At 52.1% G+C, this 9,011-nt stretch carries 11 protein-coding genes; 3 read left to right on the top strand and 8 right to left on the bottom strand.

Going from position 1 to position 9,011, the window contains the following annotated elements:
• Positions 1 to 337 precede the first annotated feature (337 nt).
• From ACSFA3_RS22095 to ACSFA3_RS22075, 5 genes are all read right to left on the bottom strand, one after another.
• Complete coding sequence (locus ACSFA3_RS22095; RefSeq protein WP_435507648.1) at positions 338 to 601, bottom strand: hypothetical protein; 264 nt, start codon at positions 599 to 601, stop codon at positions 338 to 340.
• A 286-nt stretch (positions 602 to 887) separates the two neighbouring features.
• Positions 888 to 1,172, bottom strand: coding sequence for a hypothetical protein (locus ACSFA3_RS22090; protein ID WP_435507647.1), 285 nt, complete (start codon positions 1,170 to 1,172; stop codon positions 888 to 890).
• A gap of 31 nt (positions 1,173 to 1,203) precedes the next feature.
• Positions 1,204 to 1,428: a hypothetical protein gene (locus tag ACSFA3_RS22085; RefSeq protein ID WP_435507646.1), complete on the bottom strand. Its 225-nt coding sequence runs from the start codon at positions 1,426 to 1,428 to the stop codon at positions 1,204 to 1,206.
• Positions 1,429 to 1,670: 242 nt separating this feature from the next.
• Positions 1,671 to 2,093 (bottom strand): hypothetical protein, encoded by a 423-nt coding sequence (locus ACSFA3_RS22080; RefSeq protein WP_435507645.1) that lies wholly within the window; start codon positions 2,091 to 2,093, stop codon positions 1,671 to 1,673.
• A gap of 51 nt (positions 2,094 to 2,144) precedes the next feature.
• Positions 2,145 to 3,311 carry an AI-2E family transporter gene (locus ACSFA3_RS22075; RefSeq protein WP_435507644.1) on the bottom strand — a complete coding sequence of 389 codons (1,167 nt, stop codon included), beginning with the start codon at positions 3,309 to 3,311 and terminating at the stop codon, positions 2,145 to 2,147.
• Positions 3,312 to 3,463: 152 nt separating this feature from the next.
• Here ACSFA3_RS22075 and ACSFA3_RS22070 point away from each other — a divergent pair, with 152 nt between their 5' ends.
• The 3 genes from ACSFA3_RS22070 to ACSFA3_RS22060 all read left to right on the top strand — a co-directional run bounded on the left by ACSFA3_RS22070 (position 3,464) and on the right by ACSFA3_RS22060 (position 5,460).
• Positions 3,464 to 3,733, top strand: a complete 270-nt coding sequence (locus ACSFA3_RS22070; protein WP_435507643.1) for a GlsB/YeaQ/YmgE family stress response membrane protein — start codon at positions 3,464 to 3,466, stop codon at positions 3,731 to 3,733.
• A 202-nt stretch (positions 3,734 to 3,935) separates the two neighbouring features.
• The gene (locus ACSFA3_RS22065; RefSeq protein WP_435507642.1) at positions 3,936 to 4,460 is read left to right on the top strand and encodes a hypothetical protein; all 525 of its coding nucleotides are present in this window, start codon (positions 3,936 to 3,938) and stop codon (positions 4,458 to 4,460) included.
• 220 nt (positions 4,461 to 4,680) lie between these two features.
• Entirely contained in the window at positions 4,681 to 5,460 is a 780-nt protein-coding gene (locus tag ACSFA3_RS22060; protein ID WP_435507641.1) for a hypothetical protein, read from the top strand.
• Here ACSFA3_RS22060 and ACSFA3_RS22055 read toward each other — a convergent pair.
• From ACSFA3_RS22055 to ACSFA3_RS22045, 3 genes are read right to left on the bottom strand one after another with little or no spacing between them, the layout of a single operon-like run.
• The gene (locus ACSFA3_RS22055; protein WP_435507652.1) at positions 5,408 to 7,135 is read right to left on the bottom strand and encodes an alkaline phosphatase D family protein; all 1,728 of its coding nucleotides are present in this window, start codon (positions 7,133 to 7,135) and stop codon (positions 5,408 to 5,410) included. The genes ACSFA3_RS22060 and ACSFA3_RS22055 overlap by 53 nt on opposite strands.
• A gap of 52 nt (positions 7,136 to 7,187) precedes the next feature.
• Positions 7,188 to 8,252: an acyltransferase family protein gene (locus ACSFA3_RS22050; RefSeq protein ID WP_435507640.1), complete on the bottom strand. Its 1,065-nt coding sequence runs from the start codon at positions 8,250 to 8,252 to the stop codon at positions 7,188 to 7,190.
• Positions 8,253 to 8,308: 56 nt separating this feature from the next.
• Positions 8,309 to 8,983: a Crp/Fnr family transcriptional regulator gene (locus ACSFA3_RS22045; protein ID WP_435507639.1), complete on the bottom strand. Its 675-nt coding sequence runs from the start codon at positions 8,981 to 8,983 to the stop codon at positions 8,309 to 8,311.
• Positions 8,984 to 9,011 lie beyond the last annotated feature (28 nt).

The raw sequence follows: 9,011 nt of genomic DNA, 5'->3' as shown, positions 1-9,011 counted from the left end.
ATGCTCGGATGCAAAGGGCGGCTGCAAGCTGCTGAACAACGCGCCTTTCGAGTACGGCGGCACGTTCAAGGTCCCGGGCAAGCCGTTCCACGCCATGGGCGCGAACATCAACTGAAGTCGGTCAGTCCTCGGAGCCCAGGCAGCGTTCGCGCTGGCCTGGGCTTTTTGCCTTTCCGACTTGTTTAAAGCATCGCGAACCGGCAATCCATGCAAGCAGAAGAAATATAAGAAGTGCTGTTCGCACTTTTGTCGATGGGCACACACCTATCGATATGGGAGACCGCAGCACCGCCGTGCAGACACTAATTGGCTTTCAGCTGTCCGTGATGAGTTTTCCCTAATTTTTGATGCGTGATGACCCGAGGTAGACCTCACGAATATGATCGCCGACTGTGTCCTCAGGTTTGTTCGGCACTGCATAGCAATCACCGATTTTCGCGCATAAAGATACTACCAATTCAGCATAATCAACGAGCATATTGTTCAAGGCGTTGCCCGGCTTGATAAGCCCTACTGCCACAGCAGCATTGTAGAAAGATTGTTGCGCGTCCAACATATGCAACCTACCCACGAATCCGTCGTTTTCGTTTTCGACGCTCATACAAAACCTCCACCAAAGAGAGAAGAAGAGAGCATCGCACGAAAGACTGGCACAAACTTCATTTTGGAAAAAGGCTGGCTATGGTCCTACAACTCTTGATCTAGTCGTTCAATTTTGAGTTACGAACACGAAAAAAAATGGGAACCGCAAAGCCGGTCGCTTTATCTACAAAAATGCTCGGCGTCATACAACGCGTTTGCTATACGCAGCCACGGCACATCCGCTAGAAAATGCCTACTTTACAAAATTTGTCTGTAGAACTCATGTTCGCGCTCAGATGGATAGTTTACAACGCAGTCAATTCAGCAAATTTTTTTTGCCCTTCGAGCGTAAGGTAAAGTATCGACCGTGGATGATTCAAATCAACTGGGGTTCCGGTGGTTATGTCAACCCATTCGGCCCAACCCTCTCGAACCATTTTTTCACAAACATCAGGCGCCATGCCCGTGCCGCTCTCTATATCTTTAAATATTTGAATTAACAACAAACGATTGATAAGCATATAACTATCTGGATTTTTGTTGGTTGCGACCGAAAGTATAGTTGTTCTTTTTAATTTAAAAGTCGACAAAGATAATCCTAGCAGCCGACATCCTTCACACTCAAGAATTTAGAAGTTGAGAATTTTCTTGCAGTTGCACACTATGCACATCGGACAGTGTGATAAAACTTTCAAAATTCTGAAAACTTATATACTCAATGCTACTCAACAAAGATCGAGAAGCCTCGATTTGAGCCATAACGATCGCATCGAGGCTGGCCACGTCAAAAACTCGTGGCGCAGTACAAATAATGGCGATAAATAAAAATCCGGCAAAAACAAGCATTTAGCACTCCTTGGCGAGCTGCGAATAGTGCATGGATTAAAAATCAGCCCATGTAGGAGGGGACGTTTATTACATCCCGATTCATACGGAGAGTGTGCTAGAGACGTAAATAGAATACTTATGTTTCTAAAAATGCTTCTGGCTTAAATTGAAACTGTAAAAATAACTGCAAAATTGCTGCCTGAGTACTCAGGAATAATTTCTGAGAATCACACGAAATCAGGCATTGACTCGTATTCTCATCAGCACCGGCCCTTTTTTGCTTGACCAGGTGGGCAATGTTCATTGCTTGTGTCATGACGGTCGAATCTTCGATCATCGCCGTCGTGCTTGCGTGCCCGCTTGTGCTGCTTTTTGTTGGTCCAGGTTTCGTCTGACCAACGCCAGCCTCCGTTTGCGGCGACCCACCGACCAGGCGTATACACGTAATCGGGTCGCATCCTTTCGCTGCGACCACGTTGCCAGACATATTGCTGACCAGACCAGTTCCAGCGCCCGGGCACCCAGACTTGATTGGAGAGGAAACGCGGTGCAGCTTCGTAACGCGGAGGCGGCGGGGCCACCTGTATCACACCAGGCACATTGATCTGAACAGAGACCTGAGCCCATCCAGAGGCGTGAGCTGCGCTCAAGCAGACAAGAACCAAAGGCTTAAAGAATTGCATATTTTTATCTTGAACGTTATCGAATCAAAAAATCAAAATTTGCGGTTTGATTTAGTCAGATAGCAGCTCTCCAATTGGTTGCAAGTGTTCGACGTGTTCGCACACGGCTTTAATCATCATCATGATGGGCATGCCAAGCAGCAGGCCCCACAATCCCCAAAGCCACCCCCAGAAGATCACGCCAATGAAGACCGCAACGGGGTTCATCCGACAGCTGCGCCCTGTTAACCAGGGGAGGAGCAGGTTTCCGACCAGCGTGTGGATCAGTAGCGAAGCACCCATGACTAAAAACGCAGGTTGCAGCGCGTCGAACTGGAGGAAGGCCGCTGTGCCTGCCACTGCAACGACGGCCAATGAGCCGACGTACGGTATCAAGTTGGTGATTGCCGCTGCCACGCCCCACATCACGGCGTTTTCAAGGCCCAGAAGTGCAAAAGCGATACCTGTCAGGATTCCAACCAAGACGCTGGTGAGAACCTGAGCAACAAGGTATCGCTCGATGTACGCCGTGATGTCGTTGAGGACGTGAAGGGTGATCTTCTTTTTCTCAAACCTGGCACCTGCCAACCGCATCAGTTTGCGTCTGAAAAGGTCTCCCGATCCCAGTGTGAAGAATGTCAGAAAGGCGATGAGCGTCAGCTGTCCTGCTGCAGTTACCAACCCCATCGTGCCGTTCCAAAGGTAGTCACGAATGTTGAATGGCGATCGCTCTACCGTGACACGTGTAACGCCATTCTTGCCAACAGCACTTGGAGCAGACCGTTCAGCGGTTTGCTCAAGCTGCGCTGCCGCTTTCTGTACGGAGTCCAAGGCCGATGATTGGACGGCTGTACGTCCATGGTTGTAGATGCTCGCGCGGAGCTTGGCAGCGGCAACCGGCAGCGTTTCAGTCAACGCAACCGCACTTCCATACAGCCTATAAGCGGCACTACCAGCTGCGCAAGCCAATGCCAAGATCAACAAGGCAGAAGAGATCCAGCGAGAAACCCGCAGACGTCTTTCAAGGAAGCTGACCGTGGGAGAGAGTGCATAAGTCAGCATCAAGCTGACCAGAATCGGAATGAAGACCTGCGCGGCCCAGTGAAGGGTGTAAATCACACCGAGCAACGACAGCGTAACCAAGGAGGCGCTGCGCACATCGACCGGCATATGCAGCACCACCGGCTGTGATGTTGAAGGCTGATCTGACTGAGAAGCGCTGGCGTTGATGAGATCCATAGGCTGTTCTTGCGTGAGTACGCGAGCTTGAAGCCAAGCGGCAAACGATGCCAAGGGAGGAAATCACAATAAGTACGAACTTTATTGAAGGCTTTGTCCTATGGCGTCAGGACTCCACACAACCGAACTTAATATTTTTACCGGAGAAAACTATGAATTTCATCATTTGGCTCATCATAGGTGGCGTCATAGGTTGGATCGCTAGCATGATCATGCGAACAGACGCACAACAGGGAATGATTCTCAATGTCATTGTTGGGATTGTCGGATCGTTCCTTGGTGGTTTTCTTGTCAGTCCACTGTTGGGCGCGGGCACAATCAATCAGAATGACTTCAGCATCATGGGTCTGTTGGCATCGCTGATCGGAGCAATAATTTTGCTTGCGATCGTTAACTTAGTCCGTCGTGGTCGCGTTACGTAAAACCTCACGCTGTCCTGAGTTTATTGGACTTGGCATCAACAACGAGCCACAGCGGGCTGTCAAATCGATGGCCCGTTTTACGTAGGATAAAGCTCACGCGGCTAAAGCATCAACGCTTCCACGCTCACGGCGTGAAACCGTTGCGAACACCATGCGATTTGCTGGATGTTTGAAGCTTCATCAACAAAGAAGGAGACTGATGATGACTAACCCAAACAACCCAAACGACGTGCATTCGATCGACGAACCAAGTAGCGCGAAAGCAACTGGCATTGGTGCGTTGGTAGGAGGTGCAGCAGGCGGCGTGGCTGGCGGCGCTGCTGCTGGAGCCATGATTGGTGGAATGACCGGTCCAGTCGGCGCATTGGTGGGTGCAGCTGTCGGCGTAGTAGCTGGCGCATTAGCTGGGAAGTCTGTCGCGGCGGATCCAGTAGTCGAAGATGCGTACTGGAAGGACAACTACACCAATCGCTCGTATGTCGAGAGCGGTTCGACTTATGACGATTACGGTCCAGCTTACGGACATGGCGTGCGCGCTTTCAACAGTAACCCCGACCGTAAATTTGATGACGTCGAGCCCGAGATGAGCCGCGATTGGGGAAAGTCGCGCGGGACTTCCGGTCTCGAATGGGATCGTGCCAAGCATGCAAGCAAGGATGCATGGGATAGGCTGAGCGACAAGGTCGAACGTGCCGTCCCTGGTGATTCAGATCGTGACGGCAAGTAAAATATAGACCTTGACACCGGTTCTAAAAAACGGCTCGTAAGAGCCGTTTTTTTGTTGAGTAGCTTGGAAACATGTATGGTTCGATCGCGCCATTGTTCAATCACAGTCGCAGTCGAAGCTTATCTTTAAAATTGTTTCACAACTAAACCTTGCCCACTTGGCGCTTTTAGCTGGGCAATGGTGAACGCATTAAGACGTGCCTAAACGAAGGACTTATATGATGAGCCAATTAGGATTCGTTATTTTAAGTGCTTTGCACATCACAGCTTTCGCACAACCGGAGATTTTGCATAATGTGATTGGCGATAATCTTGCGGGTACTTTTGCTGTTCGACCGCTAAGAGAATCCGCTAACGGGAAATTGATTGCGTGTGGCTTTGAGTTCTCAGCTTTGACACATGACCGCAGCACTAAGAAAGGCGCTCCTGTCAAGATTGTCGGCAGCTACTATCTTCGCAATTATTCCGTCACAGGACTTGGTTATTCCCTCAAGCTTGCAATCTATGACGGTCTTACCTGGATTAATCCTTCACCACCGCACCAAGCATTTGTACGTTCTGTTCGCGGACCTTCTTCTCCGGCGGCTTCTCGCCTGTTGGCAGAAACGCCTGGTTTTGCATTGTTTTTTGGCCCGGCATACGCATCTATTGATCAAGTCTTGACGGGAATCATGGATGAAGGGAAGCTTGTTGTTGGGTTTAACCGGGCTCCCGACCAGCAAGATGTTGTGTTGACCTTGGACTTGTATGTGGAAGACACGCAGATGGTTGAGGATCGTGTAGTGCGTCGACGATCGCCTCGGATGGTCGAGGACTTTTCCGTATGCGTAGACGAACTTCTCAGCTTGCAAACAAAAAAAATGATGCCCGGCGTCCAGTCGAGTGCCTACGTGATTCCAAGCTTGCAGGCAGTGATGCAGTCTAAATATCGGTTTTCGTCCTGTAGGCTCATGTTGCAAGCAGTTGCAGGTTCCCGACGCCTGGGAGCACGCGCAGCGTGACCGCAGTCTTGACCGTGAATTCGCGGCTGAGCACCGTGCTGACCTCGATATATTCGCTCCGCGCTTCGGCCGACGTCAGCGTCAAAACTACATAGCCGCGCTTGCTTGTTTCAGCATATCGAAGATCGTCGACCATTCGCTTGAAGGCGTCGGCCAGCAGATCGTTCGAAATCAGCGGAAGAAGCCGCTCAAATCCCGGTGACGAAACTGACGCAGCTCCGAATTCGACCCCTACCCGTTGACCATCCACCAACGTGAGATTGCCGGCCCATGCGTTGTGCGTGTCGCCAGCCAGCGAGATCAGGTTTTTGCCTTGGCTCCGCGCCATTCCCAATACCGTGTCGCGTGCGGCCGGATAACCGTCCCACGCGTCCATGTTGTAAGGCGCCTTGGGTTGGGCGAGCAACGCTCTCTGGCTGTCGCTGCGCAAGGGTTCCGGCGTCGTTTGCGCGGCAACGTAGGCGGTCAACGTTTCCAGCGTGATCGCTGTCGCCACGCTCAGCGGTACGGCCATCCGCGTCATCAAAACCTGCTGACCCAGTACTTGCCAGACGCCCGCCGATGCCGCCATTCGCCCGGCCAGCCAGTCGGACTGCACCTGCCCCAACAACTGCCGCGAAGTCGAGGCGCTTTCACCGCTGAGGTGCTGATCGAGCGACAGTTGCTTGTCGCGACCGATCAGCCGCGTGTCAAGCATGTGCAGCGACGCAAGCGTGCCGATGTCGAACGAGCGATAGATCTTCAGCGGATCCGCAGGATCGGGCAGCCGCGTTGGCAACCACTCGTGATAGGCCTGCACGGCAGCCGTCCGACGGGCGGCAAACGAACCTTCGGTGCTTTCGTCGTGGTTGCCGGCCCCGCCGGACCAGGCGTTGTCCGCAAGATCGTGGTCGTCCCATACAGCAATCATCGGCAGCCGAGCATGCATCGCACGCAGATCGCCGTCGCTGCGGTACTGCGCATGGCGCAACCGGTAGTCTTGCAGCGTAAGGATTTCGTGATCAGGCGCGGACACCCGGTCGAGCGCAAAGGCCAGTTGCGACGCGTAACCGAGCCGGCCATATTCGTAGATGTAGTCGCCCAGATGCAGCACCAGATCGAGGTCGGCGCGCTTCGCGATGTCGGCGTAGACATTGAAGTAACCACCGGGGAAATTCGCGCACGACACTACGGCTAACTTCGCCTGGGCAACGCCGCCCACTGGCAGGGTCTTGGTCCGGCCGATCGGTGAACGGTCGGCTCCAGTAGCAAACCGGTAGAAATAGACGCTCGCCGCCTGAAGGCCCGCGACGTCGATTTTGATTGTGTAATCGCGATCGGGGCCGGTGCTTGCGATGCCGCGCGCGATCACGATGCCGAACGCCTCGTCGCTCGCGATTTCCCAATCGACATTGAGCGCACCTGGCGCCGGCGCCGTGACACGCGTCCAGACGATGACGCGGTCCGACAGCGGATCGCCACTCGCGACACCGTGCTTGAAAACCGAGCCCGCACTTTCCGGCGGGCTGGAATTACCTCCGCTGTCGGATCCTCCGCCACCGCAGGCGGAAAGACTCACGCCGCTTCCGGTGAACATGGCGTAAAGCACAGCGCTACGTAAGAGGGAACGCCGCGTAGCGCCGCCGGATTCTGTCGAGTTTATTTTCGAATTGGAGAGTGGGTTCGCTAAAGTCATCGTTATCAAGAATTTCAGTTTTTTGACGGCTCGGAGCAATCGCTGTTGCCGGTCATGCCGCGACGGGCATTTTTCTGGGTGCATGACGCCGCTGCGAGTACAGATCCAGCGCCCTGTATGCAACGACCGACACTCCGAAAGCAACCGCGAAATACATCGCGGGCGACTGGATCGATGTCCGCTTCAACAGCTCGAACACCGGAATGTGCAACATATAGAGAGGGAACGACACATCGCCCAGCATTCGCATCCATGCCGAAGGCCTGCCGCCTGAACCCTGGCGAAGAATGTTTCGAAAGAGGACCACCACCGCTGCGAGGGTGCACATCCGGAGGATGAATGAGATGAGGTCGCTCTGGACGAATTGCGCCATCTCTCCATGCTTGAATCGATAACCAGCCTGTATGGAAATACTCAGGGCTATGTAGATGGCGAACATCGCGGCGATCGACCGCATGATGTTGCCATTGCCATCGTGACTACCACTGATGTCCCTGTTTCGCGCAAGCCGCATGCCGGACAGCCAGATGAATGCCAGCAACAACAGGTTCAGGCCGAAAGCGGTTCCAGAGTAATACGTCCAGTGAAAAAGCGTTCGTCCGCAGGTGTAGGCGCAGAACGCAATGAACGAAACTGCAACGAGGCGCTTCACCGTCTTGTCGGACAGGGTGAACAACAGCGGAGTCAGGCAGTAAAGCCAAAATTCCAGGGAGAGGCTCCATGCGGGTCCGACGATCGATGTAGGAACGACCAGCTGGTTCAAGAAGAGCAGATTGACGATCCACTCCGAAGCCGCAGGCAGCGCCTGGCTGCCCGTATACAGGACGATGCCCATCAGGACCAGGCTCGCCAGATACACCGGATAGATCCGCTTGATCCGGCGCCAGAGGAATTGTTCGGGCTCCTTGCGATACGAAACGCCGATCGAATATCCGCTGACCAGCAGGAATCCGAGAATCGCCTCGAACGTCCCCAACATCGGAATGACGGTGAAGACGCCGATCGGCATCATCTCGGCCAGATGGTTGAAGGCGACGATGGACGCCAGAACGAACCGGAGTGCTGCTAGCTTGCTCCATGGGTCCACGGAAAGGGTTCGACTGATTTGATCGCTCATTAATACCTCACTTGCAAAATCTGGATAAAAAGGCAAATTTTGACTTTTTAAATCTTTTAGAAGGTCGATCGAATATCGGGCCTGAGGTGCAAGTATCCGGTTGTGTCAGTAAAAATAAATTTTCTTACTTCAAGCAATTTGAAAGCTTTAGCAACCATTTCCCGGGAAGACCCGACCATCTTTGCCATGTCTTGCTGGGAAAACTTGTTCTTGATCATGAGGCCACCCTCCTCATCGTCTACCGCCAACTCAAGCAGCATACGTACTACCCTTCCATTTACATCCATCAATGCAAGCGACTCGATTTGTTCATCTGCATAACGCAGTCTTTTAACCAACATGCACAAAATTTTGTGTGCAGACGATGACTGTTCGGGCATTAAGCGCGCGAAAGTTATGCTTTTTATTGTTAAAACATCTGATTCGATTTCTGTTCTGACTGATGCCGAATGAGGCATTTGATCAATTAAGCTCATTTCACCCACATAATCACCAGGGTTTAAGATAGAAATAATAACCTCTTTTCCTCTGTCATTATTCCTCAATACTCGAGCTCTTCCGTTAAGGAAAATATGCAATCCGCCAGAACTAAATCCCTGTTTTACTACAAATGCATCTTTTTTGAATCTTTCCTTGCTTACTCCTTGAGACACTTCTTCCAGTTGTTTATCTGTAAGCGACGAACAAAGAGGGATTCGGCGAAGTAAATCAGAGGCAGAGATAATTGCCATAAGTTAATTAAAAGAGATATTTTGTTTA

Origin of the sequence: Variovorax glucosi, from assembly GCF_051216695.1 — a bacterium.
GTDB lineage: Bacteria > Pseudomonadota > Gammaproteobacteria > Burkholderiales > Burkholderiaceae_C > Variovorax.
This window is presented reverse-complemented; position numbering and strand designations above follow the sequence as displayed.